The sequence below is a fragment of the Psychrobacter sp. S4(2024) genome, from assembly GCF_036861305.1.
Lineage (GTDB): Bacteria > Pseudomonadota > Gammaproteobacteria > Pseudomonadales > Moraxellaceae > Psychrobacter > Psychrobacter cryohalolentis.
In genome coordinates, this window is the sequence record NZ_JAZAQR010000001.1 from 923700 (window position 1) to 950519 (window position 26820).

A 26820-nucleotide genomic window follows, 5' to 3' on the forward strand; every position below is an offset into this window, starting at 1 on the left:
TTTAGGTACTGATTTTTTGCCACGCATTGAGATGTGGGTGCGCAATACGGCGCATATTTGAAGGACGCCAAAATAGCGCCTCACCTGGAGCCAATATAATATAACCACCCAAGGCGCATTGTTTTGATAATCGAGCTAAAATATCACGCTGATCAAACTTGCGAAAATATAGCAGCATATTTTGACAAACAATCACCTGTTGTAGATGTGCGGTAGGCGGTTTTTCATCCATAATATTGTGTAAAGCAAAACGGACCTGCGATTTCAACGTTGCTGCGACCTGCCAGTAGCCATAGCTACTTCTTGCCGTGGTTCTATTTAGATAAGTGTTACCAATACTCGCTTCGTCAGCCATGATTGCTGGTGATAATGGTTGCACAAACTGCTGGCAATATGGCGGGATTAATGATTGCTGTTTAGCGTCATATTGACCCAATCGCGCCTTTGCTAGTACTTGTTGACTGACATCTGTACCCAAGATCGTGTAATTGCTCAATTGCTTTGCAGCCAAACTCATTGCTAGAGACCACGTCTCTTGTCCGCTCGCGCAGCCCACACTCCATATGTGAAACATCTCACTAGTATCAGCAGCTATCCACTTGCGGCGCTGATGCTGCTCTGCACATTCTGTGACAAAATTAATAGAAGGCAGATGACGGAAAAATCGGCTTTCATGGATCAATACTTTATCAAGCAAATGCTGGCGTAGCTCATTGTTAAACGGCAACTGCTGCCATAACTGGACGGTAGTCAATCCATAAAACAATGCCGTGTGAATCACCGCGTTTTCCAACCAATTACATTGAATATTAGGTAAAATAAAACCAATCTCACACTCTATATAGCGTTGCCACTGTCTAGTATCAGAATAATCGTCATGCCGTATCATTTTCACATTATCTTGCATGAGGCTGTCTATTGATGTAGCTTCAATTATATGAATACTGCCTTTTTGAATATGATGATTCATGCGACCTGCTATTAATGTTGCTGCTCCAAATTTTATAATGTCTGTTTAAAGCAGCAATTTGGTTAACATTTCCATAGGAAAGATCATAGCTATTATCGACAGTTATTACATACTGGCTGAGACTCTCTCATCCATATCGAGATATTCATGATCCATGCTTTCATGATTCAACTGCTCATCATCATTTGATATTTTAAAGCCGGTGACTGATTCTTGTAGTGCTGCAGCCATTTCGCTTAGCTCACCAATAGAACGTGCAGTCGCCATCGTACCAGAAGACGTTTGAGAGGTAATATCTTGAATAATGTTCATGGTATGAGAGATATGACCTGCTGACTCTGCCTGTTGCAGAGCAGCATTTGAAATATTCTGAATGAGATCAGCCAAAGTATTAGAAACGGTTTGCACCTCTTCTAGTGCTTCACCCGCATCTTTTGCCAACCGCGCACCACGTACGACTTCAGACGTCGTTGATTCCATCGACATGACCGCTTCACTGGTGTCTGCCTGAATGGTTTTTACCAACGTCTCAATCTGCTTAGTTGCATTTGCCGAACGCTCAGCAAGACGCTGAACCTCATCAGCAACGACCGCAAAGCCTCGTCCTGCTTCACCTGCCATCGATGCCTGAATCGCTGCATTTAATGCCAAAACGTTAGTTTGGTCTGCAATATCATTAATCAAACCAACGATATCACCAATTTCCTGCGAAGACTCACCAAGACGTTTAATACGTTTTGAGGTTTCTTGAATCTGATCACGGATAACGTTCATACCTTCAATAGAGCGCTGTACTACTTCTGCTCCATTGTAAGAGATGGCAACCGAACGCTGAGCAACCGTTGCAGATTCTGCAGCGTTATTCGAAACTTGGTCAATGGACACCGTCATCTCATTAATAGCCGCAGACACACCAGCGATTTCTTGTGCTTGATGCTCAGAGGCTGCCGCAAGCTCGACTGCATTCATCTGTGTTTGCTCTGATGACTGCGAAACGCGATCTGCGGTACTGTTAATAACCAGTACCAATTGGCGTAGTTGGTCAATAGCAAAGTTAACAGAATCGGCAATTGCACCCGTGAAGTCTTCTGATACTGTTGCATTAACCGTCAAATCACCGTCTGCCAAATCACCCAACTCATCAAGTAGGCGCAAAATAGCAATCTGGTTACGCTCATTTTCTTCTTGGATTTGGCGCGCACGTTCAGACTCAGCTTCCGCTTCTTGACGACGACGTAAGGTCTCTTTTTCGATAAGGAGACGTTCTGAGCCACCGCGCTGCTGTAGCAACTTATAAAAAGCGAAAAAGATACCCAGTACACTGAGCACAAAGACAACTACCGGTATTATGACAGCCTGATTAAAATCGGTTAAATACTCACTGACCGAGGATATGGCATTGATCAGCGCCAATAGAGCACCCATAGCCACTAGAGCACAACCGCCTAGTAGTAGTTTCCATTGACTGTTTGCATTTGTCGCGGCTTTATTTACACCGCTTACAGGGTTATTTATAGCATCACTCATCGCACTTATTCCTTTCAAACAATCATCAAAGTCTTATTGTGACTGACTCTGAAATCATAGTGTTATCAAAACAACCGTGATGAACAAAGCCTGTATGAATGCTGACACACCACCGGATCATGTCAGCTATGATTCTTCTGCCATCGTTTTAATGAACACCTCATGATCAAACATGACGGGTCATTAAAGACAGTTATATTGCAGCATCGGTATACTGTAGATCCTGTGTCAGTAAGCTTGGCATAAACACATACCAATCTTGTTCATCTTTGAAAAACTTGCCGTGGTTATAAGGTGCAAATGGTGAGTTTGGCTCAATGGCTTCTGGACGATATTGGTCTTGAGTAAACTGCTCGATACCAATCACTTGGTCAACAAGTAACCCTGAAAACACACTATCATAGTCAATGACCATCACCTTACGCTGACTCATTTGCGCTAACCGACTCGGCACTTGTAAAAATCGAGACAAATCGGTCAACGGCAGTAAACGCCCACGAATATTAGCAATACCAAGCATCCAAGGCTTTACTAAGGGCACGCTGGTATATTCTGGCATGGATAATACTTCTGCTACTTGACCCATTGGCGCAACCAAGCGTTGACCGCCAATCTCAAATACTACCCCTTGCCAGTCAAATTCTTGTCCGCCGCGGCGTCCGCTTTTACGCGAACGTGCCATATCTGCTATACGCAGAAGCTCAATAAATCCTCTCGATGCCACAAGCTACTCCATTACTTTACGAATGATCTGGACCAGACCGCTTTCATCAATAGGCTTGGTAAGATACTCTTTTGCACCTTGACGCTTGCCCCATACACGATCGGTTTCTTGATTTTTGGTACTGATCATGATGATAGGAATATGTGCTGTTGCCTTATCACGAGTGATTTTACGAGTTGCCTGAAAACCATTCATTTCAGGCATGACCACATCCATCAAAATGACGTCTGGTAGATGAGCAATGGCCATCTGGCAGCCTTGTTCACCATTGGTCGCTTCCAATACTTGATAGTTATTTTTAGAAAGCATGTCGCGAAATTTCGCCATCTCAGATGGTGAATCGTCAATGACTAATACAGTAGTCATAGTTATTTCCTTTATTTTCGATGATATCTGTTAGATATAGAGTGTTAAAACAAACCGATTGAAGTAATATTTCATGCTGAACTGAATGCATATTACTGATTATGACAACAATATTTTATCGTTATATGAAAAAGCCTTGACCACTTTTTATGATCATATTACAGATTAACGATACTGATTAATTGCCTCAAAAAGCTCATCCTTACTAAACGGTTTGGTCAGATATTCATCAGAACCTACAATACGTCCACGGGCTTTATCAAATAAACCATCTTTAGATGACAACATAATCACAGGTTTACTGGCATAGTCAGGGTTATTTTTAATCAAGGCACAAGTTTGATAACCGTCCAAACGTGGCATCATGATATCCACAAAAATAATATCTGGATTGTGGTCGACAATCTTAGCCAAAGCATCAAATCCATCAATGGCAGTGACAACTTCACAGCCCGCTTTTTGCAGCAAGGTTTCTGCGGTACGGCGAATGGTTTTTGAGTCATCAATAACCATTACTTTTAAACCATCAAAATTATTTTCCATTCTTATTGTCCTATTAACGACTGTTTATTCATTATGCGATATGTTCACAGTACTACTCACGCGTAGTACTGTTTACTCACAATGAATTATCTTAGTATGTTGGGCGTTATGCTAAATTTCTTACAGCGTTATTATAGCCATAAATTCAATGATTACTCATACTCTGCAACCATTAATTATCGCAGGCAAATTTAATGAATAATGTAATCGAATCCTCTGTCAATAAACGAGTATCTCTTATTCAATATTGCTTGCTATAAGAACAGTTGAATATTTAGTCTCATCAAAAACCTACTATATTGAAAACCAAAACAATCAACCAAGTTGCAAGTGAATAGCTTCGTTGTTAAATGTCGTCTTTCCAATCGTAGCCATTATATAGAACCAGCATTCATCTTACTGAATAATTTACCTTTGTGATAAAAATGTATCAATATATTTTGATATGTTCGTTTTAGCATAGTTACCAGCCATTATCCAGTAATTAGTGAAATTATGTTCTAAATTTAGCCACTTAACGACTATTCTCTATATAAAAACGGCGTTTTACAGCGTCTCATCTAGCGCTTAAAAAAACCAGTTAAATACAATATGGTAGAACCATTTCCCATACTTGTAATTCCCTATATAATAAAAAGTCGTTTATGATGGTGATTGGTATGACATTTTTTATGCGCTCGCTGCATTACATGCGTTTTATATGCTTACAGACTGCGCCGTTAAAAAAGAGCGTCTATATATTGAGCGCCCTATTTCTTATCGCCTGCCAGCCAACATCTCCTACCGAAGTATTAAGTAGCGACAATAATGAGCCAGTTGATATACCACTCATTAGTGCCGATAGTGTCACCATCACACCTGATCATATTTTAAGCATCAAACCTACCCGTTATCAGCCGAGCCTTGGCTTACAAGGTCGTATCGAACCTATCAAGCAAATCAACCTTATGGCGGCGCAACCGCTGACGGTAGAGCAAGTATTAGTCAGTGACAACCAATGGGTGAAAAAAGGCACGCCACTACTCACAGTTCGACGTCAGGAAATTTTAAACAAAGCAATAGGCTCGGATAATACTGAAACCAATATAGAAGCAGAATTAAATACAACTGCTAGTAATGCTGATGGAGCTAGCACTTCTGACAATACTAGCCAGACCTTCGTCTTAAATAAAAAATCTAATGTTATTAATGATAATAATAGAGCCGAGCTTGCTAGTAATAGCAAAGGCAGAACAACGGCAAAGCAGTCCTCTGATTTAATCACATTGCGTGCCCGCTTTTCAGGACGCGTAGAGAATCTGTCGGTGCAAGCTGGACAAAAGATAGAAGCTCAAACAGTGTTATTGAAGCTCAGTGACGAAACGGAATTGCATTTTATCTCAACGTTGCCGATTGAAGCTGAATCGCAAATTTCTGTCGGTCAAACCGTCAACTTTACTGCCGAAGATAGAGTAGATAAATTTACCGGTCAGGTCAGTAAAGTGCAGGCGGTAAAACAACCGATGCAGCTTTTGGTCTATGTAAATGTGATCAACAATGAAGTCAGTCGCAATCAGCTAGCGCCTGATATGCAAGTCACTGGCAGGGTTGACTACGGGCAGATAGAAGTGGGTACTATTGTGCCTAAAATTGCCCTACATAATGTTGACTTGACACAAATACAGGTGCCGCCTTACAAACCGCTGCGTTCTTTGACTGCCAATATCTGGATTATAGGACAAGACCAACGCTTAACCCGCCAGCCTATTGAAGTGATTGAGTACGATCCACTGACCAAACAATATTTAATCGCAGGTATCAGTAGTGACAGTTTGATTTGTTTGGCGAACTTACCCATTGAATCTAAAGGCAAAAAAGTAGTGGTGTCATAAGTACAGAGACATGCAGTTACATTGTGTAGAAACATTAACAAAGCACGCCTTGTTTAATAACATCCTGTTTAGGCAATATAGCGTATTATGGATAGTACGGATTGCATACTTTTATTGCATAGCATTAAAGCATGGCTTGTATGGATAGCTACTTTTGATTTACATATTTATTATATGAGCATTTGGGATAATTGAAAACTAAGGGCAGACGCCACTTTTATAAATTGTAAAAGTGCATTAAGACAAATTATAACAACAACTAGAGGAAACATTATGAGTAAGCAGATTTTGTTAATTGAAGATGATCCAGATTTAGCAGAATTAATCAGTGATTATCTGACCATGAATTATTATGATGTGCATCATGCAGGTCTTGGTCAAGAAGGTCTGGATTTATTAGACACCAAAGAGCGTGATATTGACTTGGTAGTACTTGACCTCATGCTACCCGACATGGATGGTATGCAAGTTTGCCAAAAAATCCGTGGCAATAAAAACAATATGACCAATAAAGTGCCGATCATTATGTTGACGGCAAAAGGTGATACCACAGACCGCGTATTGGGTCTTGAGATGGGCGCTGATGACTATATTGCCAAACCGTTTGAGCCGCGTGAACTGCTAGCCCGTATTCGTGCGGTTATTCGCCGCCATGAGCAGCCAAATCAAGCGGACAGTCAGTCAGATAGCTTAACTTTTGGTCGTTTGAGCGTGTTCCCTGACAGTCATGAAGTGACTATCGATGATTTACCTGTACGTTTGACAACGCATCAGTTTCAATTGCTGCATTATTTTGCCACTCATTCAGGCAAAGTACTAAACCGCGAGCAATTGTGGCAAGCTATGCCAAATGATGACAGCTCAGACAATATTGATCGCGCCATTGACGTACATATCTCGCGTCTTCGTGCGTTGATTGAAGACAATCCACGTCAACCAAAGCGTATTATTACAGTGCGCGGCGTCGGTTATCAATTTGCCACTGACCAAGTGTAGTCAGTAGTAAACTGTTGGTAAATAAACAGTCAAACAGCTTTAAAATAGTTTATTAAAAGGGGTATCATATGTATGATAACCCCTTTTATGTTTGACCATACAAAGTGGCTTAAGTTTTTGATAATAGAGATTATTTAATGCAGCAATTGGGTTTTCGTTCCGTATTTGCCAAGCTATTTGCCAGTGTCATGCTGGCGCTTATCTTGTTTGCTGTTGCGATGGTATTATTGACACAGCTGGTACATGATAAAGATGCGGGCATTCGCTCAGAGGTATTGGCAACGCAAATTTTAGGACAGATCGATCCTTTTTTGCATGAGCTAAATATTGCAGTTAGTAAGGAAAATCGCCTACAATCGCGTTTTATGCTAGCCGTAGTCAAAAAAAGCTTCGATATCTTTGATGAGTCATTGCAGGCAAAAATGGGCTTATATGACAGCGAAGGTCATCTGCTGATGCAAACAGATAATAGCGATTTGCCGCTAGAACTTCCTGCTACGCCTTCTTTGTTCTCACGTGTTTTCCCCTCTTTTGCAGAAACGTCACCAACCAAGCAAGCTCAAGTTTATAGCAGTACTGGCTATACGCTATTATATGAGTCACGCTTGCCACCCAAAAAGCCGGTTCTCTCTGCGGCGCTTAACTTATTTACTGGCACGCTCTTATTGCTACTCATTATGGCAGGCGTCCTTTGGTGGATTGCCCGGACCATTACTTGGCGTATTAATCAGATGAGTCTACAGATGGCTCAGCTTGGCGATGGTGACTTTACGGTACGGGTAAATGCACGCGGCAATGATGAAATCGCCTCACTGGCACGTGGATTTAATCAAGCAGCACAAAAGATTGAACACCTTATTGATGCCAATAATTTATTACTGGCACATGCCTCTCATGAGCTGCGTACACCCATAACACGTATTCGCCTACAGATTGAGATGATGGACATGCTGACAGGTCCATTGCCAAGTGACAACAAAGCCAAATTTGATAAGCGCGCTCAAGCCATTAATCGCGACCTCTCAGGTCTCAATGATTTGGTTGAAAGTATTCTATTAGTGAGCCGTTTGGATGCCGGTCATGCCTTACAGCAAGTTGAAAATTTAGATTTATATGATTTGGTGAATCAAGAACGCCAACACTATCCTGAAGCAACGTTAATTGGCGAGCACATTGTAATTGACGGTCAATCATCAATGCTCACCCATCTAATTCGCAATCTATTAACCAATGCCATGCTGCATGGAAAACCCCCAGTCACTGTGCTACTGTATGGCGTGCAGACCCTTGAAGAAGCTGAAGACATCCCTGATTTTTTATTGCAGACAGTCCTATGCAGTAGCTTTATAGACTATAACAGCTCAGACTTTTATTCTGATGAGTCATCTTATAGTACAAATCCGCTTGCTCATCAGCAAGATACAGTATCAGAGCCGAATAATTCTATTAGCGCAGCGCTTCCAAAGCCAAAAGCAGCAAATAGTGAGTCTGTAGTGATATTACCAGCACCAGCTATTTATCAAAATGGTGAAAATTTGGTGAATGATGCTCATATTAGTACTGACAATGAATCTGATAATACTGTGAATCAAGATAGCGATAGTACTATCTTAGAGCAAGTAGAGCCTACGAATACGAGCGAGACACTTGAAAAGGTTGGTAATTCTTCATTGTTTGATAATTATCATAGTTTTACATCAGATTTGACCGATAAGCTAAAGAAAGTGATGTGGCGTGCCGTGCCTGAGAAGCAACGGTCTTCTGAAGATCCTGACCATGCTATTGATGACATCTCTGGTAAAAATGCTATCAATAGCAATAAAGAAGATGCCAATAAAGTGAATAAAAATAGTGATGTGGCGATAAAAGAAAGTGATAAAGCAATTGATAAAGAAAGTCCTGAAACGTCAAATACCACCCGTAAAGAAAGCCTATTTAGCAAACATCTCAAAAAATCTAAACCGGAGCCAACACGTCTGCTTCCGAAGTATGTGGTATTGGCAGTGATTGATGAGGGTGATGGCATCCCTGAAAATAAACGTGAAGAAGTTTTTAGTCCCTTTGTGCGTTTGCAGCAAAAAAATAAAGGCTCAGGTCTTGGCTTGTCCTTAGTATCACAAATTGTCACCGCCCATCAAGGAAGAATCACTACTGACACTATCAATGGTCACACGCGATTTTTGGTAGTGTTGCCTGTTAAACTCGATCCGCATTACCATCATCATGACAATCGTGACTGATTTTATTCATTCATATCATAAACAAACTTTCAGAAGTGCTATAGCATAAGAACTACAAGCCTTTAGCGTGCATAGCGATCAATAAGTCAGAAAAATATACCATAACGACATCCTACCTACTTCATTCTATATATCTTGATATTGACTAAGCTAAGTTCAAAGTCAATCATCGATGCCTGTATCAAAAACCTTCCATAATATGCTATATTAGCGCCCCTTATTATGGGGTTATCGAATGTGGTTTTAACTCAACTGCTCAGCAGTCAGAGAGACGACGACCACTTCATAACCACTAAAACATTTATTGAATTTTGAGCCTTCCATGAGTGACATGATTGTCTTAAACGATGTGACCAAGAGTTTTTTGAGTGACCGGTCTATAAAAGATAAAAACGGCAAGCCGCATTGGTTTACTGCTGTCGAGCCGACGTCACTAACCGTCCAGCAAGGTGAGATTTTTGGCTTGATGGGCTATTCAGGTGCGGGTAAATCAACGCTTTTACGCCTGATTAATTTGCTTGAACGTCCTGATTCAGGTCAAGTAATTATCGATGGTACAGACCTGACTTCTTTGTCTGCCAGTGACTTGCGTATCGCCCGTCATAATATCGGTATGATTTTTCAGCAATTTAATCTGATGTCTAATCGCACCGTCTTTGACAATGTTGCTTTTAACTTAACGGTTGCAGGCTACCCTCGCGCTGATATTCATAAGCGTGTCATGGATTGTCTAGAAATCGTTGATTTAATCGACCGCGCTAGCCACTATCCTGCGCAGTTGTCAGGCGGACAAAAACAGCGTGTTGGTATCGCCCGTGCGATTGCGCCAAGCCCAAAAGTACTCCTTGCTGATGAGCCAACCAGTGCGCTCGACCCTGCCACTACGCGCAGTTTGTTGACTTGCCTGCGTGATATCAATGAGCAGCTTGGCGTCACTATCGTCATTGTAACTCATGAGATGAGCGTCATTCGTAGACTATGTGACCGTGCAGCCTTGTTACATCAAGGACAATTGCTCGAAGTAGCAGACATCCGCGATGGTCTCATTCAGGCCACCACCCCAATTGGCAAAGGCTTAGTCCACGAAGACTAATGAGGCAGGAGAAATAAACATGATAACCGGTGCAGAATTATCCGCCTCGATAGACAAGCTACTCGCCCTGCGTAAAGAGATTTGGCAGGCATTTTTAGATACTTTTATTATGCTTGGTATCTCAACGACAGTTGCCATTCTTATCGGCGGTCTGTTTGGCGTCTTCTTATTTTTATCTAGTGATCGGCAGTTTTTACAAAATAAAACGCTCTATGCTGTACTTGGTGGCATCACAAACTTTATGCGTGCCTTTCCATTCGTCATTTTGATGATTGCCATGAGTCCCTTTACCAAGGCTATCGTCGGTACTGGTATTGGTCCTATCGCCGCATCATTGGTGCTTGCGATTGCTGGCTCATTTTACTTTGCGCGCTTGGTTGAGCAAAACTTACGTGAAGTGCCGCGCGGTATTATTGAAGCAACTGAATCGATGGGCGCCCGTCCCTTTACCATCATCAAAGTACTGCTTAATGAAGCACGCTCTGGCTTGGTCTTGTCCGTGACCATACTTTGTATCAGCTTGCTCTCTTTTTCAGCAGCGGCTGGTATGATTGGCGGCGGCGGTTTAGGTGATTTGGCAATTCGATATGGTTACTATCGTTATCAGACTGAGGTGATGGTATTCATCGTCATTATGCTGTCAATCATGGTCATCGGTATTCAAGCCTTAGGAAATTGGGTCGCGACTCGATTGGATAAACGTTAAAAACCTGTGATCACTTGGCTCATTAAAATTAGATATTGATGACTGAGTGATGCTTGATATGAATAGTTTACAGGGTCTAATGTTGATTCATCCTAAGCAAATGCTTGACTTTGTAACTGATTCCCTTTAATTTTGATACTATCTTAACACTCGTTAACTTAGCAGCATTACTATTCATAATGTTGCTTTTTTAATGCGGTTTTTTAATTCTATTTTTAATCTCAGGATTTTATACTTTGACTCCTACCCTTATTAAGGAAGTTCCATGAAATTAACAGATATCAGCCGTCAAGTAGCGACTGCATTTGCTGCTGTTGGCGTATCAGGCCTAGTGTTGGTCGGTTGCAATAATTCATCAGCACCAGAAGCCACCAAAGAGCCAGTTACTGAAGGCGCAACCGAAACTACCAATACAGAAACCACTGCGACCAGTGATATTGATCCTGAACATAGCAAAATCGTCATCGGTACGACCGAAGGTGACTTTGCAGATATGGTTCGTAACCAAGTAAAAAGTTCATTAGAAGCACAAGGCTATGAAGTTGAACTGGTAACCTTTACTGATTATGTCCGTCCAAACGTTGCGTTAGCAGATGGCGATTTAGACATCAACATCTTTCAACATAAGCCTTATCTAGATACCTTCAAAAAAGAAAATAACCTTGATTTGGTAGAAGTCTTCCAAGTTCCTACTGCCCCATTAGGTATTTACGCTGGTAAAAAAACCAAAATCGAAGACGTTTATAAAGGTATGAGCGTTTCTGCGCCTAATGACCCGAGTAACTTTGCTCGCGCATTAGTCATGATGAATGAGCTTGGCTGGATTACGCTAAAAGACAATATCGATCCATTGACTGCCTCAAAAACTGATATCGCTGATAATAGCAAATACGACATAAAAATCGTTGAGCTAGAAGCGGCGCAGTTGCCTCGTGCGCGTGACGAAGTAGACTTTGCTATCATTAACGGTAACTACGCGACCGATTCAGGTATCAAGCTGACTGAAGCGCTATTCCAAGAGCCAAGCTTTGCTTATGTAAACTGGTCTGCTATCAAAACTGCGGATAAAGACAAGAAATGGGTAAAAGACGTCACTAACGCTTATAACTCAGATGCCTTTAAAAAATATGCTCACGACAGCTTCCCTGGCTATAAATATCCAAAGATTTGGGGTGCTGACACTACAAGTACCGCACCTGTAGAAGCTGCTAAATAGTGAAAACAGTCATGAATAGTTAATAGATTTAATACGACTCATCTATTCAAATGATTCCGTTTTAAGTAATAACAAAAAGCCCATTATTGATAAATAATGGGCTTTTTTTGATCTGTATTTTAGTAATGATAAGCAAGAAATAATTTAAATGACGTTACAGCCTGTTTGTCGTTTGTAGGAAAGCGTCACCTACTCTTTCACTTACCGCCATTTCTTTTTATAGTGGTTAAGCTTGATAGAGATTGAGGCTTAATAGAGATTGAGAACACTATATTTCTGATTAAACCCTCTATTAATATATACACGGGCTATTAATAAATACATGAATAACAAGGACAATAACATGCGTGCTAAAACTTATAATATTCGCACCGCTGGACAAGCAAACATTCCGGTACTAGGACTGGGTACTTGGCAATCAACCGGTCAAGACTGTATCGATGTCGTCAGCCAAGGTCTAAAAATGGGCTATGAACACATTGATACGGCCCAAGCATATGGCAATGAAGTCGAGGTTGGTAAAGGTATTAAGCAATCAGGTGTCGCTCGCGATAAGTTCTTTTTAACGACCAAAATATTCCCTGATGACATGAAGTTTGAGCCAGAAAAACTCGTTGCCGCTGCTAAGCGCTCATTGGAAAATCTAGATACCGATTACGTTGATTTACTGCTACTACATTGGCCTGATGATCGCGTGCCCTTATCTGAGACTATCCCCGCGCTTTGTGAGCTGCAAAAACAAGGGCTGACTCGCAATATTGGCGTGTCTAACTTTAATATCGCTAATATCATCGAAGCCAAGAGATATGCTGACGTGCCGATTGCGGTCAATCAGGTTGAGTTTCATCCTTTTATTAAGCAAAAAACGTTGCAGACCTTTTTAAATAATCACCATATTTTATTAGAAGCGTATTCGCCGCTTGCCCGCGGAGATGTTTTTGATCATAAAATCATTAAAGACATCGCTGATAAACACGGTATCACCGCCGCACAAGTGTCGCTGGCGTGGATTCTATCCGATAAGCACCGTATTGCGATTCCAAAAACGTCTAATCCTGGGCACTTACAAAGCAACTTAGATGCCATCAAAGTAGAGTTGAGTGCGGATGAACTTGAGAAAATCGGCAGCTTAGCGCGTAGCGACGGGCGTAAAATTAAGCATCCAGATTATTCGCCAGAATGGGATGATTAATAAATAACTCATACTTATTTAAGTATGAGTTTCGTCAAAAAAAAGCCAGTGATAAGATATCGCTGGCTTTTTTTATGTTTAACGCTTTTTACGATAATTATCATTTATTGTTGCCAGCGCAATTACTGCTGTAAAGTCTTGGTCTCATGAATTTTTTCAGCAGGATTGTATTGCTCAGAAGAAGGGACTGCACCATTGCGATTATTTTCTTTCATCGATTTAGCAACTTCTGGCGGCATATAGTTCTCATCGTGTTTTGCCAGCACTTCACCTGCGACAAAGGTATCACCTTGCATTTTACCCGTCGCGACAACACCTGAGTTCTCAGCAAACAAATCTGGCAAAATACCTTGATAAGTCACGGGGACGGTCGATTGAAAGTCTGTGATGGCAAATTCAACGCTCAATGGGTCGTTTGGCGCACGCTGTACACTACCAGCAACCACCATACCACCAGCACGAATACGTTTGTCTTGTGGCGCTTCACCTTGCGCAATGGCGGTCGCGTCAAAGTAGTAGTCGGTCTGTTGCCCTATAGCATAAATCACCAACACTACGGCTATGGCTGCCCCTGCAAGCGTAAACATAACCCACATCAGTTTTTTACGACGAACTGCGTTCATACTACTACCTCATTGATGAGTCGCTGTTTTAGACATTATCCATCTATAAAACAGAAAATATTAAAGAAACTACCATTAGAAAAACGTCCTAAAAATGTCTTTCTAATCGTACTCTTCTAATAACTATATGGTAGCATTTTATGAATAACTCAATAAGGTTACCCACCTTGATAGAAATCCTTTATCTGCTCATTTATGTATCAGCGCAATGTATCAAATCCAGATATTAAGGGTATGAGATAAAATGATTTCTAGTGAGTATTTTTAGTCACCGGTGTTGGCGTTTTGGTCGTGCGCTGTGCCTGACGGGCTTGTTGAATCGCCAGCTGCTTAATAAGAGCTTGTCTTTGACGACGGCTATAAAATACAAAAGCCAGCATCATGCCAACGGTAATCGCCCAGCATGACCAGACAAAAACGCCATGCTTACCCATTGCAATAAACTCAGAAAAACTATAAAAGTAAGGCTGCATCATATTTTCCTAGCCATTATTTAGTTGGTCGACAGTCATTACAGTCATTTGGCTTGTCCACGGATGTATTCTTTCACCCACGCTTTACCTTGATCACGATGCAAGATTAAAGTGTTGGTACGGTAAATCGCTAAGGTTGCGACCAATAGGTAACTACCGATAATCATCAGTAGTAATGGCAGCCACATATCTGCTGACATCTTAGGTGCCGCAGTCAAGGTAAAGGTCGAGCCTTGGTGTAAAGTATTCCACCACTCTACTGAATACTTAATAATCGGCAGATTCACTGCGCCAACGATAGACAAAATAGCGGCAGCTTTACCGCGATTTGCTGTATGTTCAAAGGCGGCAAACAATGCCATCACACCGGCATATAAAAATGCCAAGATCAGCATCGATGTCAGCCGCGCATCCCAAACCCAGTAGGTTCCCCACGTAGGTTTTGCCCAAATAGAACCCGTCAGCAAACTAATCACACACAATAAAAACCCCAGAGGAGCAAGTGCCTGCGCCACAAGGCTAGCGGTCTTGATTTTCCAGACTAAGTAAATCACCCCAAGTACCGCTAAGGAAAAATAAATTGAAATAGCAAGGCTTGCTGCCGGTACGTGGATAAAGATAATACGATAGCTATTGCCTTGTAAGTAATCAGGCGGCGCAAAAGCCAGCCCCCAGATACTGCCGATGAGTAGGCAAAGACTTGCTAGTATCGCCAACCACTTGACCCAAGGCGAAAAGATGCGAAAGAATTCCTTGGTACCCACCGTGGTCAGGAAAACTTGCCAAATGCGTTGCCACAGGCTAGGAGATGAGACATTATTTAGGTTGGGCATGGAAATAAACCTATTACGCAGCTAGTGATTATCAAGTTAAACGCATGATTCATACAATTATCCGCTAACCTGCTGGCGTTAAACGCTGGATAGAATCTACACGTGAGTGTGTGTTTAATAGACTATTATAGCAAAGTTGCCAGTTTTCATCATGTTGTTAATATAAAAGGCTTTAATAAGAGAAGGAACACCATGCCAGTGTAAACTTTAATTCAACCAAGACATTTTTAACGTCATAGCAATCACCCATGGCATCACTAGCACTGAGATAATACTACCTGCCAGCAACAACGCCAAAATAGGCAGACCGTTAAGACCCGTAGCAAATAAATCAACCGCACCGGTGGCAAAAATCAATACCGGCAACTGCATCGGCAAAGCGATTAAAGGCACTAGCACAGCGCCATTCTTCAATGATAACGTCAAACTACTAGCAACCGCTGACAGCATTAACAGCATCGGACTACCCGTAACAATTGATGCCATCAATATCCATGCCTCAAACCAACTCAGCTGAAATAAAGGCACAGCAAGCAAACTTAATGCGGCCACAATACCACTGCTAAAAATCCAGTGAATCACCAAACGGATAAGCACCCACAACGGCAGCGAGGCTTTGGCGACAACCAATTGCGCCAATGTGCCATTATCAAGCGCCGGCTTAAACAAACCATCAACGCCCATCACCAATGACAATAAAGCGGCAATCCACACTGCCGACACCCCAAGGCGCTGTAATAGTGCAGGCTCGCTTCCAACCGCTAGCGGAAACAAGGTAATAATCACCAAAAACAGCACTAACGGATATAACCACTGTACCGCTCCCTGCTGCTTTACTTGCCACTCACGGCGCCACAGCTGCATAAAACTGATACTGCGCACATCAGCTGTATGAGCATTTATGATTGATAATGAACTGTCTGTTTCTATCATTTATACGCTCTTCCACTGATGCTTATCGCATTTATACTGACAATGATACTGACAATTACTGATAGCGTTATACCATGTAATCGGACAAATCAAGCACTTGATTGGCAACGCCGACTGCTTGGTGACTGGTCATTAATATCGCCCCACCTTCATGAGCAAACTCGCGCAATCGATCTTCCATGCGGACTACCATATCAACATCGAGTGCGGTGAATGGCTCATCAAGTAACCATAATGGCGTCACTTCAGGCGTCAGTAAATATAACCGTGCAAGGGTAATTCGCCTTGTTTGACCCGCAGATAAATGACTTGAGCTTATGGTCTTAAATCCTTGTAATCCTACCCAAGTGAGGGCGTCATCAATATCAGCAGCGCTTGGTGTGATACCATATAAATTCAGCAAAAAGGTGAGGTTTTGAGCAACGGTGAGATTGGGATGAATACCCAATTGATGCGATACATACAAAGGCTGAATCGGTAAACGAACTGCCCCTTGATAATAAGTCTCACCTGTTAGCACTGGCAATAATCCAGCCAGTTGCATAAGTAACGTGGTCTTGCCGGTACCATTGGCACCAATTAGATGGCAGATGCTGCCTGCAGACAACTTGAGTGACACCCCTTCACATAGAGGGATTTCACCACGCTGAACGGTCAGCTCATCAAGCGCAAGTAAGGCGGTATTCAGAGCCGTCATTACAACCTCTCATTATTTATTGACCCGCAGTCAATATTCATCACAAACCAAGACGATGTTCGTGGCATAATACTTTATGCCCCATAACCATACAGTATAACAAATTGTCGATTACTATGACCTCAAAACCTATGCAGACTTCAAAAGATATTCAAACCCCAAATACGCCTATGCTAACGATAAACAGCTTAATTGATGCACAAGTCACGTTTATGCAGCAATGGTTACGTAAGCAAGCTGAACCGCTGAGCATGGAAGCTTGGCAGTGGTTTGGTGCGCAGCCATTGGACAAATATATCAGTAGCGATGATTTACAGCGCCTACTTAATGATTGGCTACTAGACCATCCTTTAAGCGAGGTCATGCGTGCCGATATCCGTGATATCTTGCATAGCATTATTTATCATCCAGCCAATGACAATGTGCCGTTATCAGAGCTTATCGATGATACACAAGTTGAAACGCTAGCGAACTATGTCGGCAGCCATGAGCAGCAGCGTAATATCTTGATTCATACCTTGGTTGGCAACGATACATTTGCAGATTTGTTGACCCAAACGCTATACCACGCCATCAACGACTTTATGGAAAATACGCTAGAAAAAGCGGGCGGTGTTGGCAAACTGATGAAGCTTGGGCGCAGCTCATTTGAAAAGGCAACCAACAGAAATCTTGATGAAAAATTGCAGACTTACCTGCATCGTAATATTAAAGATTTGGCGCATCGCGCTGAAGCCAACGCCCAACAACATTTATCCAATGAAGAGGTGGCGCGATTATTGGTCACTGGTTGGGCGCGCATTAAAGCGCAGCCGATTAGCCATCTTCAAACCTATTTACGTGATGAGCCTGATAATAGCAGCATCGATCATATTGAAGCGAGTATTCAGCAGAGTTACAACCGCTTACGCATCTCCCCTTATTTACATAGCCTTGTAGCAGCGAGCGTTGATACTTGGTATCGCAACCATCAGTCCGATACCATAGCACAGGTGGCAGAAAGCTTACATATTAATGAGGCAGCAATGATGCAGCTGTCCACTACCCTAATGCCTATCATCAATGATGCGTTTGAGAGCGTATGGTTGACCGCGCATCTGCGTGAAATGCTACAAGCGTTTTATAGCCAGCCCAATATCAAAGACAGTTTGAGTTTCAGCAACCAGTAATTTATTTTTGCCTGCTTCTTTATGTGTATTTTTTCTTAATCTTTATATTTCATTTGTTGGTTAGCACACTATTTATGAGTCAACGTAATAAACTCAGCTTATGGCAAAAAATGAAGCAGCTGCTAACCACATCCACTGTGCGCTCTGTTATTGATCATATTAAATCATCTAAGAATTTGCCAAATGCTGACTTTGGTGAGATTGATGCTCAGGTGAGTGCTTCACAAGTAGCTACTGACAATGTTAGTACGGATAATATTAATACTAATCATAAAGAGACTGACTCTAACAATATTGACAGCACTGTCAGCGACAAAAATGCCCCTAGCACAGACGCAAATGTCACCGATAACAGCGATACTACGAATAAACCTATCGAAGTTGAAACCGATATTGATACAGCTATTGGCAAAGATTTCGAAAATAGTGCAGAGCAAAAAAGTGAGAGCAATTTATCCATTGTCGATTATCTAAAGCAATACTTCGACGATAAAGGGTGGCATTATAATCATTATCAGCCCAAAGCAAGAGACAGCCAAAAATCCCATTATTTGTCTTTAAGAATGCGCAATAAGCAGCTTGATTGTGGTTATCTATTTCGAGTACAAGAAAAAAATAAGCTGCTGGCAGTCTATGGTATTTTGCCATTTTTGATACCAGAGAGTCATCAAAGTGCCGCTATGCTACTCATTACTCAAATCAACTATGACATGATGGTTGGCAATTTAGAGATGGATATCAATGATGGTGAGATACGCTATAAAAACGCCATTGATGTCGAAGCAGTCGGACTTGACGACGATATTCTTGAGCATTTATTACAAAGTATCATTGCCATGACGACGGTTGCGCATGAGATATTTAGTGATTTGGTCAATAACCAATACCCTGCTGAAGAATTATCCGATCTACTTTTGCAGCTACGTCAACAATCCGATTCAAGAACCTTCTTTTTGCCCACTCAATTTGTACAGTGAGAAGTCGCTACTATTAATATACTGAATTCAGTATTAAAACGATACAGCGGGACTGGGATGAATTTTACGCCGCCTCTGTCGGCGTAGGCACAGTAAGCCAGAAAAATTTATACCAGTTCCGCGTTGCAATATAACGTATCGGTTTTATTTGGAATTGACTGTGGCTAATCTACTCCTGAGAAAACAAGCATCTAAGATGACTGCTTTAAAACACCTCATTCGACAACGATTTCTTTAGAAAAACAATACGATATTAAAAATACTATGTTAAAAATTGCCTACTCCGATATTTTTCGTTATTCAGTACCCGAAAAACATCGTTTTCCGATGCAAAAATACACCATGATTCCTGAGCGCTTATTAGCGGAAAAGACTATTAGTGCAAATAACTTTTTTGCGCCCACACGCTTAAGCGAAGATGAAATCTTAACGACGCATACTGCTGACTATTGGTATCAACTTAAGACCCAAACGCTACCAAGAAAAGAAGCACGAGCGATCGGCTTTGAGATGACGCCTGAGTTAGTAGAGCGTGGGCGCTATATTGCTCACGCGACTTATGAATGCGCACTTTTTGCACAGCAATACGGCGTCGCGATGAATGTCGCGGGCGGTACCCATCATGCCTTTGCCGATCATGGTGAGGGTTTTTGCGTCTTTAATGATGTCTGTGTCGCGAGCAATTTACTATTAAATCGCGGACAAGCACAAAGGATATTGGTCGTTGATTTAGACGTCCATCAAGGCAATGGCAATGCCAGCATCATGGCAGATGAGCCACGCGTTTTTATCTTTAGTATGCATGGCGCAAAGAACTATCCATTTCGCAAGCAAGTATCAGACTTAGATATTGAGCTAGATAACGATACTGGTGATGAGCAATATTTACAGATTTTAGCGCAGACCTTGCCAAGACTGATAACGGATTTTGCACCTGATATGATCTTTTATCAGTCGGCGGTGGATGTACTAGCGACGGATAAATTAGGCAAGCTTGGATTAACCATAGAAGGCTGCAAGGCGCGTGATGAATATGTCCTACGCCAAGCCAAAACTGCCAATATTCCAATCGCTATCGTCATGGGCGGCGGTTATTCAGAAGATATTAATGATGTGGTTGAAGCACATTGTAATACCTTTCAACTGGCGCAGCAGATATTCTTTGATAAGGCGACTGACTAAAATTTAGCATCAATTATATTCTGGCTTCTGCTAAGCCATAAATGACATAATCCCCTGCCAGCCGATACGTATACCAAGTACTGTGAGGATCACTAAGATAAGCTGACGAAAGCGTGCTTGTGGTAGATAACGTCGTAAGCGGATGCCAATTAAGAGCGCGGTGATTGACATGACACTAAGTAAAGCAATCAGTTGCCATTCACCATTGCTTAGTGCCATGATAGGCTCACGCAATACAATGATTTGGGCAATTTTACCCAAGAAATAGCACATATTACCGACTTTAGCGATAGTATGCTTATCGTTGCTTGCAGACAATAAATACATCATCAATATGGTCGACATAGCATTGGTCGCGCCGCCAATCACGCCTGCACTAAAGCCAACGATGATTAACACAGGCTTGGTAGCAGGTAGACGAAGTTGCTTACCAAGCAAGCTGCTTACGACGTAAAAACCAATAACGGCTGCCAATAACAATAAAATATATGCGCTATCGACCCATAGTAAGAGCTTCGCGCCTAGAATACTACCGAGTAAGCTGGTCAATGCCAGTAACCAATAGCGCCTGCCGTAATAGATGAAATTTTGCCAAATCGTGCGACCACCACCTGCCAGCCAAGTCATCGCATTGAGTAATAACGATGGAAAAATGACTAATACAATAGCATGTGGTAAAGGATACATACTGGCAAGCGCGGTAGTAGTCACCAAGGTGATACCTAGGCCACTAATACCGTGTAGTAAGGATGCCAGAGCAAAAATCGCAATGAGCAATAACGTTTGAGTACTATCGCCATCTATCATGTTAGCCCTACTAGTCAAAACTTCATATCTTCTTCGATATGTATTATGCTTATGCAACAAGTAATCATACTAATCGTCACTACAATGCGTACTGTAATGAGCAGCACTGAGCATTACTAAACACTATGACGTTGCCAAATCGCCTCACCAATGATCGTCGTTAGCTGCTCAGCAATTTTATCCTTACTCGCTTTATCAAGTATGATGCTATCGTGCTCATAATGTGTTGAGAAAAAAACCTCCATTGCATTGTCATCACTGGCAAAGCCGATATCAGCACGTGAGACGTCATTGCAAGCAATCAAATCTAAATCTTTAGAAAGCAGCTTACCACGAGCATAACGTTCAACATCTTGAGTTTCTGCTGCAAAGCCAACGACAAACAACTCAGGATGAGCAAGCGAAATCGTCGCTAAAATGTCAGGATTTTTGACCAAGCTTAGCGTCATTGCGTCTTGGGTTTTTTTAATTTTTTGTGGTGCCGCCTCTTCCGTTCGATAGTCAGCCACCGCAGCGGTGGCGATAAAGATATCAGCCATTTTCACGCTACCGTCATCGATAGCATCAGTATGCTGATCGTCGCAATCACAGTCGCCATGGTCATGGCTGTGCTCGTGCATATGATCGTGAGAATGATCATGTTCATCTTCAACCATATACTGTAGTGTACTATGCGTGCCTGTCACACACTGCTGCGCGACCGTCAACATCTCTTTAGCTGACAATACATCAATGCGTGTGACATTGAGCGGTGTTGGCAAAGCAACTTTGCCACCAGCAATCAAGATAACGTCTGCACCAGCAGCAACACAGGCACGCGCCAAAGCAAAACCCATTTTCCCAGTAGAGTGATTAGACAAATAACGCACTGGATCAATTGCTTCAACGGTCGGTCCTGCGGTAATCACGACTCTTTTACCTGCCAATAACTGAGGCGTCGTCTGCATTGCTTGAAACAGTAAAATTCCTTCTAATAACTGTTCAGGCTCAGGTAAGCGTCCTGCACCCACATCGCCACAAGCTTGCTCACCACTAGCAGGCGCAATGATTTGATAATTCATATCACGCAAGGTTTGCACGTTTAAGTTAACGGCAGGATGCGCCCACATCTGTTGATTCATCGCAGGCGCGATAATGACTGGCGCTGTCGTTGCAAGACAGACCGTGGTCAGTAAATCATCTGCCATACCCATTGCCAGCCGCGCTAACGTATTGGCAGATGCCGGCGCGATGACCATAAGGTCTGCCCATTTTGCAAGCTCGATATGACCCATGCCCGCTTCCGCTTTTTCATCGAGTAACGAGATATGCACCTCATTACCCGTCAAAGCTTGTAGGGTTAGTGGAGTGATAAAAGCCTGTGCACCTGATGTCATAACGACGCGCACCTCAAAGCCTGCCTTGATTAATAGACGGGCAAATACAGCAGATTTATAAGCGGCAATACCGCCAGTGATAGCAAGCAGGATATTTGACATAAGCGTGGCATCAGCAAAAAATTGAAAGATAAAATTGCGCTTATAGTAGCAATTATGCGATAAGTTAGGGAAAGTTTTCTAAATTTATCTCGTCGCAAGTGCCTCTTAAGGAATAAGCATGGCAATCAAAGACTGGCATGAGGATGATAGACCGCGTGAGAAGCTATTAAAATTTGGCGCCGCGCACTTATCCGACGCTGAGATATTGGCGATATTTCTGCGCACGGGCACACAGTCGCAGTCAGCCATTGAGCTGGCTCGCCATCTGATCGAGCAATTTGGTAGCCTAGCAGAGCTGTTAGCAGCGCCACAAGAAACTGTCCTTGCTTGTCACGGCATCGGTCCTGCCAAATACGCGCAGATACTCGCCTCACTTGAGATGGGCAGACGCTATTTGGACAGTCAGCTTAAAACGGGTCAAGGACTTGGACGCTCGCAAATGGTCAAAGACTATATCAGCACTCAGTTGCGCGGTGAGCCGCGAGAAGTGTTCGCTGTGCTATGTTTGGACAATGCCTTGAATCTAATCAATTTTGAGATATTGTTTACAGGTGGCATCTCTTCTTGCTCCGTCTGTATAAAGCATGTGCTACGTCATGCGTTAAGCCATGCTGCAAGCCAGCTCATTATTGCTCACAACCATCCGCATACCGATGCTAAACCATCAACGGCGGATAACTTGTTAACCTATGAGCTCAAAAAAGCTTGTGATCTTATAGATTTGTCTTTGATTGACCATGTCATCGTTGGGCGCAATGAGACTTTATCTTATGCTGAAAACGGTTTACCGCCTTTTAACTAACGTTTAATGACTCGCATTTGGTTATATACACAAATCTTGATACATATTATCGACACAGCGTAGCGTTTTCGCTCTTGATAGTTATAAACAACTGTTTCATATTGGTAGTTAACTTCATTTTTGGGAGAGCCTTTATTCCCGATGCGAAGTTTTTATTTTATATCAGCTCTATTTGAAATCACTAATGTCAAAAAACTAAAACTATTTTTCACTATAAAAAAGGAAGCTTGGAATATAAAACAACAATCATAGTTATTTCAAACTTTCTTATTCACTTATATTTTGACGCTTTTTTATTAAGCGTTGCAAAGGAGGCAGTTATGGCCATTGGCTTATTTATTTTGGCAGTCATCATTCAATTAGCCATGGTCTTGGCCATCTTTTTGTTGTCATTATCGCGTGTCACAGGCAGCATTGTTGCTTTAATTACTGTCCTCGTTACGGCTTTCATCAGTCCATGGTCGCTTATCCTAGGTCTACCCATTGCCCTACTTTGCCTGATGTTGCTGATCACCCCTATTCGTCAAAGCATGATCACCAAGCCTGTTTATAAAGCCTTAGGCGGTGCCATGCCAAGCATGAGTGACACCGAGCGTGAAGCACTTGATGCTGGTACTAGCTGGTGGGAAAAAGAGCTGTTTATGGGCGCGCCTGATTGGGATACGTTTGCAAAATACCCCTATCCAGAATTGTCAGAAGAAGAGCAAAGCTTTATAGATAATGAAGTAGAAGTGCTCTGTGCAATGCTTGATGAGTGGCAAATTCATCATGAAGATAAAGAGCTGTCACCAGAGGCGTGGCGATTTATCAAAGCCAATGGCTTTTTGGGTTTAATTATTCCCAAAGAATATGGTGGATTAGAATTTAGCTCATATGCCCAAAGTCGCGTGATGAGTAAGATTGCCTCACGCTCGCCGACTGCTGCAGTGACTTGTATGGTACCAAATTCACTCGGTCCTGGTGAGCTGTTGATGCATTACGGTACCGATGAGCAAAAGCAGCGCTGGCTACCGGGTCTAGCGAAAGGTGAAGAGGTTCCGTGCTTTGGCTTGACAGGTCCAGAAGCGGGCTCTGATGCCGGTGCGATTCCGGATACTGGGGTGGTTTGTTATGGCATGCATGAAGGTGAGCAAGTGCTTGGTCTACGCATGAATTTCTCTAAGCGTTGGATTACTTTAGCCCCTATCGCAACAGTAGTAGGTTTAGCATTTAAAATGCACGACCCCGAAGGTTTACTTGGTGATCTTGAAAAAACCGATTACGGTATTACTTGTGCGCTGGTTCCAGCCAGCCACCAAGGGGTCATTATCGGTCCACGCCACAATCCAATCGGTTCGCCATTTATGAATGGCACAGTCGATGGTCAAGATGTCTTTATACCGCTAGATTATATTATTGGTGGAGTGGAAAATGCAGGTCGCGGTTGGCGCATGCTGATGGAATGCTTGGGTGTCGGTCGCGGAATCTCATTGCCTGCCCTATCGACTTCTGCCAGTGAAATGAGCTATTTGTCGGTTGGTGCCTTTGCAAAGGTTCGTGAGCAATTTAAAATATCCGTCGGAAAATTTGAAGGCGTGCAAGATGCCACCAGCCGCATTGCCAGTAATACTTATATGTTAGAAGCTTTTAGGCATCTGGTGACTTGTGGTCTAAACCAAGGTGGTACACCATCAGTGATGACAGCAATGGCAAAATACTATGCCACTGAGACCATGCGTTCAGTGATTAATGATGGTATGGATGTCGTTGGTGGTCGCGCAGTACAAATGGGACCACGCAACTTTTTAGCAATTCCTTATCAAGCGATCCCAGTATCAATTACCGTTGAGGGCGCAAATATATTGACGCGCTCGTTGATGATTTTTGGTCAAGGGGCGATGCGCTGTCACCCTTATCTATTCGATGAGTTGCAGCTACTACAAAGCGAAGATAAAGAAGGCGCACTCAAGCAATTCGACAATTTATTCTTTAAGCATTTGGGCTATACCTTTAATCGCGGTGCGAAAGCGTTCGTAGCAGGCTATGTTGGTGGCAGCAATGATGCGCCAAATTTTGCAGATAATTTTACCCGTCCCTATTACAAAGACATTAACCGCTTAAGCGCAGGCTTTGCTTTAACTGCTGACATGTCTTTAGGGTTATTGGCTGGTGATTTAAAACGCAAAGAGATGCTATCTGGGCGCTTAGCAGACATCCACTCTCATCTATTTATCTGTACAGCTATTTTGCAGTTCTATGAATATGGCAGCAAATCAGTCGCTGAGCGCTTGCATGCTGAAGTGGCGCTAAAAAATAGCCTTTATACTATCCAAGAAGCATTCCTATCTTTATTTGCCAATTTTCCAAATCAGTTTGCAGCCAAATTAGTGAGCTTTGTGACTTTTCCCAGTGGTCGTATCTTTGCCCCAGTGAGTGATGAATTAAAACGCCAACTGGGTGATACGTTTATGGATGATTTTGAAGCAAATCCCTTCCGCGACTATCTTAAAACCATGGTTTATTATAATACTGAGCCGGATGATGTCACAGGGCGTATGGAGCATGCTTATCAAATACTGCTCGAAGTCGAACCTTTATGGCAGAAATTTAAAAAAGCAGAACATAAAGACAGTTTTGAAGGTTTAACTTTTGAAGATCATGTGGTCTATGCCAGTCAAAATGGCGACATTACTGAAGAAGAAGCTGAACAGTTAATAACCTATAATTCTATACGCTATGATTCCTTATTGACCGATACATTTGATAAGCATTTATCAAAAGTTCAAGAACGTGCTAACCCACACAGTTTAGAGAACGCTGTACATAGGCTAACTGACTATGCTGAACTAAAAAGCGATGCTCAGTTAAAAAACAATGCTCAGTTAAATCAGGTATTGAACCCTGATAATCTGCAGCAGACCTCTGAAAATATCGCATCAATGGATTCAATGCCAGACAATAACCAACCAACAGGAGATGCTAACCCTGATCATGGCTATGAGAGTGATGGCGATGTAAAAATGGTCAATGAACAAGATACCGCCAAGGAAATTAATGCACAGACTGATTTTCAGGATTCACATCCTGAAATAGAAGCCCTTGGCTCGCGTCACCGTGATGCAGCATCGCATCTAAATGAACGTATGAGTTATAACCATAGATTAAACAAAGATAAATTTGCTAGCACAAGTAGGGAGCAAGACAATCACGAGCAGCAAACAGAAACCAGTGACCCTACATGGAAAGATGGTTTGCGCCGTGGCGAAAACGACAATGTCTAACTAGGATTGATCTACCTATCGCCATTTATCTATATTGATTGAAGCAAGTGAGGTGGTCTCATCAGAGTCATCTCGCTTTTTTATTTTATCGCTCATATTATTTTTTTATGCTCCTTCAACAACGCTTCATTCAGTCAAATTC

Annotated in this window: 23 protein-coding genes and 1 pseudogene; 12 read left to right on the top strand and 12 right to left on the bottom strand. The window is 42.3% G+C overall.

Going from position 1 to position 26820, the window contains the following annotated elements:
• Position 1: 1 nt before the first annotated feature.
• The 5 genes and pseudogenes from VLA57_RS04010 to pilG form a co-directional block, all read right to left on the bottom strand.
• Positions 2–970 carry a CheR family methyltransferase gene (locus VLA57_RS04010; RefSeq protein ID WP_333954414.1) on the bottom strand — a complete coding sequence of 323 codons (969 nt, stop codon included), beginning with the start codon at positions 968–970 and terminating at the stop codon, positions 2–4.
• A gap of 189 nt (positions 971–1159) precedes the next feature.
• Positions 1160–2164: pseudogene (locus VLA57_RS04015) on the bottom strand (methyl-accepting chemotaxis protein); the annotation flags it as partial.
• 526 nt (positions 2165–2690) lie between these two features.
• Positions 2691–3221: a chemotaxis protein CheW gene (locus VLA57_RS04020; RefSeq protein ID WP_333954415.1), complete on the bottom strand. Its 531-nt coding sequence runs from the start codon at positions 3219–3221 to the stop codon at positions 2691–2693.
• Positions 3222–3224: 3 nt separating this feature from the next.
• Entirely contained in the window at positions 3225–3587 is a 363-nt protein-coding gene (locus VLA57_RS04025; protein WP_011514415.1) for a response regulator, read from the bottom strand.
• Positions 3588–3752: 165 nt separating this feature from the next.
• Complete coding sequence (pilG, locus tag VLA57_RS04030) at positions 3753–4130, bottom strand: twitching motility response regulator PilG (RefSeq protein ID WP_011514416.1); 378 nt, start codon at positions 4128–4130, stop codon at positions 3753–3755.
• Positions 4131–4789: 659 nt separating this feature from the next.
• Between pilG and VLA57_RS04035 the strand changes: the two genes are divergently transcribed.
• From VLA57_RS04035 to VLA57_RS04065, 7 genes are all read left to right on the top strand, one after another.
• Entirely contained in the window at positions 4790–6001 is a 1212-nt protein-coding gene (locus tag VLA57_RS04035; RefSeq protein ID WP_333954416.1) for an efflux RND transporter periplasmic adaptor subunit, read from the top strand.
• A gap of 273 nt (positions 6002–6274) precedes the next feature.
• Positions 6275–6997, top strand: coding sequence for a response regulator transcription factor (locus VLA57_RS04040; RefSeq protein WP_011514418.1), 723 nt, complete (start codon positions 6275–6277; stop codon positions 6995–6997).
• A gap of 137 nt (positions 6998–7134) precedes the next feature.
• A complete protein-coding gene (locus VLA57_RS04045) occupies positions 7135–9237 on the top strand; it encodes an ATP-binding protein (protein WP_333954417.1) in 2103 nt (700 codons plus the stop codon).
• Between the two features lie 322 nt (positions 9238–9559).
• Positions 9560–10330 (top strand): methionine ABC transporter ATP-binding protein, encoded by a 771-nt coding sequence (locus VLA57_RS04050; protein ID WP_188004083.1) that lies wholly within the window; start codon positions 9560–9562, stop codon positions 10328–10330.
• A 19-nt stretch (positions 10331–10349) separates the two neighbouring features.
• Positions 10350–11036: a methionine ABC transporter permease gene (locus tag VLA57_RS04055; RefSeq protein WP_011514421.1), complete on the top strand. Its 687-nt coding sequence runs from the start codon at positions 10350–10352 to the stop codon at positions 11034–11036.
• 265 nt (positions 11037–11301) lie between these two features.
• Complete coding sequence (locus VLA57_RS04060) at positions 11302–12252, top strand: MetQ/NlpA family ABC transporter substrate-binding protein (protein ID WP_333954418.1); 951 nt, start codon at positions 11302–11304, stop codon at positions 12250–12252.
• Positions 12253–12595: 343 nt separating this feature from the next.
• Complete coding sequence (locus VLA57_RS04065; RefSeq protein ID WP_333954419.1) at positions 12596–13444, top strand: aldo/keto reductase; 849 nt, start codon at positions 12596–12598, stop codon at positions 13442–13444.
• A 122-nt stretch (positions 13445–13566) separates the two neighbouring features.
• Here the strand turns inward: VLA57_RS04065 and ccmE are convergent, their stop codons facing one another.
• The 5 genes from ccmE to ccmA form a co-directional block, all read right to left on the bottom strand.
• Positions 13567–14067 carry a cytochrome c maturation protein CcmE gene (gene ccmE, locus VLA57_RS04070; protein ID WP_133104766.1) on the bottom strand — a complete coding sequence of 167 codons (501 nt, stop codon included), beginning with the start codon at positions 14065–14067 and terminating at the stop codon, positions 13567–13569.
• Positions 14068–14318: 251 nt separating this feature from the next.
• The gene (gene ccmD / locus VLA57_RS04075) at positions 14319–14540 is read right to left on the bottom strand and encodes a heme exporter protein CcmD (protein ID WP_011514425.1); all 222 of its coding nucleotides are present in this window, start codon (positions 14538–14540) and stop codon (positions 14319–14321) included.
• Between the two features lie 44 nt (positions 14541–14584).
• Entirely contained in the window at positions 14585–15373 is a 789-nt protein-coding gene (ccmC, locus tag VLA57_RS04080) for a heme ABC transporter permease CcmC (protein WP_011514426.1), read from the bottom strand.
• A gap of 207 nt (positions 15374–15580) precedes the next feature.
• The gene (locus VLA57_RS04085; RefSeq protein WP_188018904.1) at positions 15581–16237 is read right to left on the bottom strand and encodes a heme exporter protein CcmB; all 657 of its coding nucleotides are present in this window, start codon (positions 16235–16237) and stop codon (positions 15581–15583) included.
• Between the two features lie 136 nt (positions 16238–16373).
• Positions 16374–17003 (bottom strand): heme ABC exporter ATP-binding protein CcmA, encoded by a 630-nt coding sequence (ccmA, locus tag VLA57_RS04090; RefSeq protein ID WP_333954420.1) that lies wholly within the window; start codon positions 17001–17003, stop codon positions 16374–16376.
• Positions 17004–17134: 131 nt separating this feature from the next.
• Here ccmA and VLA57_RS04095 point away from each other — a divergent pair, with 131 nt between their 5' ends.
• The 3 genes from VLA57_RS04095 to VLA57_RS04105 all read left to right on the top strand — a co-directional run bounded on the left by VLA57_RS04095 (position 17135) and on the right by VLA57_RS04105 (position 20331).
• Complete coding sequence (locus tag VLA57_RS04095; protein ID WP_333954421.1) at positions 17135–18172, top strand: hypothetical protein; 1038 nt, start codon at positions 17135–17137, stop codon at positions 18170–18172.
• A gap of 74 nt (positions 18173–18246) precedes the next feature.
• Positions 18247–19149: a YbjN domain-containing protein gene (locus tag VLA57_RS04100; RefSeq protein ID WP_133104770.1), complete on the top strand. Its 903-nt coding sequence runs from the start codon at positions 18247–18249 to the stop codon at positions 19147–19149.
• 264 nt (positions 19150–19413) lie between these two features.
• Positions 19414–20331 carry a histone deacetylase family protein gene (locus VLA57_RS04105; RefSeq protein ID WP_333954422.1) on the top strand — a complete coding sequence of 306 codons (918 nt, stop codon included), beginning with the start codon at positions 19414–19416 and terminating at the stop codon, positions 20329–20331.
• Between the two features lie 30 nt (positions 20332–20361).
• Here VLA57_RS04105 and VLA57_RS04110 read toward each other — a convergent pair whose 3' ends face one another.
• Together VLA57_RS04110 and coaBC are read right to left on the bottom strand one after the other, a co-directional pair.
• Entirely contained in the window at positions 20362–21138 is a 777-nt protein-coding gene (locus VLA57_RS04110) for a sulfite exporter TauE/SafE family protein (RefSeq protein ID WP_333954423.1), read from the bottom strand.
• 116 nt (positions 21139–21254) lie between these two features.
• Positions 21255–22616 (bottom strand): bifunctional phosphopantothenoylcysteine decarboxylase/phosphopantothenate--cysteine ligase CoaBC, encoded by a 1362-nt coding sequence (gene coaBC, locus VLA57_RS04115; protein ID WP_333954424.1) that lies wholly within the window; start codon positions 22614–22616, stop codon positions 21255–21257.
• 118 nt (positions 22617–22734) lie between these two features.
• Here coaBC and radC point away from each other — a divergent pair, with 118 nt between their 5' ends.
• Both radC and VLA57_RS04125 read left to right on the top strand, forming a co-directional pair.
• The gene (gene radC / locus VLA57_RS04120) at positions 22735–23418 is read left to right on the top strand and encodes a RadC family protein (protein ID WP_333954425.1); all 684 of its coding nucleotides are present in this window, start codon (positions 22735–22737) and stop codon (positions 23416–23418) included.
• Between the two features lie 320 nt (positions 23419–23738).
• Positions 23739–26678, top strand: a complete 2940-nt coding sequence (locus VLA57_RS04125) for an acyl-CoA dehydrogenase (RefSeq protein ID WP_201532512.1) — start codon at positions 23739–23741, stop codon at positions 26676–26678.
• Positions 26679–26820 lie beyond the last annotated feature (142 nt).

What these genes read in the sequence shown, in the direction of transcription:
- VLA57_RS04010 (WP_333954414.1), bottom strand. Translation starts at nt 970, where the DNA reads ATGAATCATCATATTCAAAAAGGCAGTATTCATATAATTGAAGCTACA.
- VLA57_RS04025 (WP_011514415.1), bottom strand. Translation starts at nt 3,587, where the DNA reads ATGACTACTGTATTAGTCATTGACGATTCACCATCTGAGATGGCGAAA.
- pilG (WP_011514416.1), bottom strand. Translation starts at nt 4,130, where the DNA reads ATGGAAAATAATTTTGATGGTTTAAAAGTAATGGTTATTGATGACTCA.
- VLA57_RS04035 (WP_333954416.1), top strand. Translation starts at nt 4,790, where the DNA reads ATGACATTTTTTATGCGCTCGCTGCATTACATGCGTTTTATATGCTTA.
- VLA57_RS04040 (WP_011514418.1), top strand. Translation starts at nt 6,275, where the DNA reads ATGAGTAAGCAGATTTTGTTAATTGAAGATGATCCAGATTTAGCAGAA.
- VLA57_RS04045 (WP_333954417.1), top strand. Translation starts at nt 7,135, where the DNA reads ATGCAGCAATTGGGTTTTCGTTCCGTATTTGCCAAGCTATTTGCCAGT.
- VLA57_RS04050 (WP_188004083.1), top strand. Translation starts at nt 9,560, where the DNA reads ATGAGTGACATGATTGTCTTAAACGATGTGACCAAGAGTTTTTTGAGT.
- VLA57_RS04055 (WP_011514421.1), top strand. Translation starts at nt 10,350, where the DNA reads ATGATAACCGGTGCAGAATTATCCGCCTCGATAGACAAGCTACTCGCC.
- VLA57_RS04060 (WP_333954418.1), top strand. Translation starts at nt 11,302, where the DNA reads ATGAAATTAACAGATATCAGCCGTCAAGTAGCGACTGCATTTGCTGCT.
- VLA57_RS04065 (WP_333954419.1), top strand. Translation starts at nt 12,596, where the DNA reads ATGCGTGCTAAAACTTATAATATTCGCACCGCTGGACAAGCAAACATT.
- ccmE (WP_133104766.1), bottom strand. Translation starts at nt 14,067, where the DNA reads ATGAACGCAGTTCGTCGTAAAAAACTGATGTGGGTTATGTTTACGCTT.
- ccmD (WP_011514425.1), bottom strand. Translation starts at nt 14,540, where the DNA reads ATGCAGCCTTACTTTTATAGTTTTTCTGAGTTTATTGCAATGGGTAAG.
- ccmC (WP_011514426.1), bottom strand. Translation starts at nt 15,373, where the DNA reads ATGCCCAACCTAAATAATGTCTCATCTCCTAGCCTGTGGCAACGCATT.
- VLA57_RS04085 (WP_188018904.1), bottom strand. Translation starts at nt 16,237, where the DNA reads ATGCAGCTGTGGCGCCGTGAGTGGCAAGTAAAGCAGCAGGGAGCGGTA.
- ccmA (WP_333954420.1), bottom strand. Translation starts at nt 17,003, where the DNA reads ATGACGGCTCTGAATACCGCCTTACTTGCGCTTGATGAGCTGACCGTT.
- VLA57_RS04095 (WP_333954421.1), top strand. Translation starts at nt 17,135, where the DNA reads ATGCAGACTTCAAAAGATATTCAAACCCCAAATACGCCTATGCTAACG.
- VLA57_RS04100 (WP_133104770.1), top strand. Translation starts at nt 18,247, where the DNA reads ATGAGTCAACGTAATAAACTCAGCTTATGGCAAAAAATGAAGCAGCTG.
- VLA57_RS04105 (WP_333954422.1), top strand. Translation starts at nt 19,414, where the DNA reads ATGTTAAAAATTGCCTACTCCGATATTTTTCGTTATTCAGTACCCGAA.
- VLA57_RS04110 (WP_333954423.1), bottom strand. Translation starts at nt 21,138, where the DNA reads ATGATAGATGGCGATAGTACTCAAACGTTATTGCTCATTGCGATTTTT.
- coaBC (WP_333954424.1), bottom strand. Translation starts at nt 22,616, where the DNA reads ATGTCAAATATCCTGCTTGCTATCACTGGCGGTATTGCCGCTTATAAA.
- radC (WP_333954425.1), top strand. Translation starts at nt 22,735, where the DNA reads ATGGCAATCAAAGACTGGCATGAGGATGATAGACCGCGTGAGAAGCTA.
- VLA57_RS04125 (WP_201532512.1), top strand. Translation starts at nt 23,739, where the DNA reads ATGGCCATTGGCTTATTTATTTTGGCAGTCATCATTCAATTAGCCATG.